Below are 441 nucleotides of genomic sequence, written 5' to 3'. Positions count from 1 at the left end.
GGCCGCCACCGCCCTCGCGCTGATGGGCATCGCCGTCAGCAACGTCCTGATGCCGGTCGTCGTCAAGCGCCACTTCCCCGACCGGGTCGGTGCCATGACCGGCCTGTACTCGATGGCCCTGGCCCTGGGCACCGCCGCGGCGGCCGCGGTGACCGTGCCGCTGACCGACGCCGTGGGCGGTGACTGGCGCTCGGGCCTCGCCCTGTGGGCGGCCCTCGCGGTCGCCGCCGTGCTGCCCTGGCTCCCGTTCGTACGGGAGCGGGACGCGGCACCGGCCGAGCGGGCCCCCGGTGAGCGGGCGCGCGGGGAGGCACCCGGGCGCGCGGAGGCGTCCGCGGCGCCCGCGCCCGCGGCGGCGCCCGCGCTGCGCATCACGCGCAGCCGTACCGCCTGGGCGCTGGCTGTCTTCTTCGGGCTCCAGGCGACCGTCGCCTACATCAC

The 441-nt window shown here is 78.2% G+C and carries 1 protein-coding gene; it reads left to right on the top strand.

The window, feature by feature from the left end; all coding sequences use genetic code 11:
- Nucleotides 1-441 (top strand): MFS transporter (locus KDL01_RS42090; protein ID WP_368861760.1); only part of this gene is annotated, 441 nt, incomplete at both ends.

Origin of the sequence: Actinospica durhamensis (assembly GCF_018139695.1) — a bacterium.
GTDB classification, from domain to species: domain Bacteria; phylum Actinomycetota; class Actinomycetes; order Streptomycetales; family Catenulisporaceae; genus Actinospica; species Actinospica durhamensis.
Note: the sequence above shows the minus strand (reverse complement) of the source record. Positions and strands in the feature narration are given on the sequence as shown.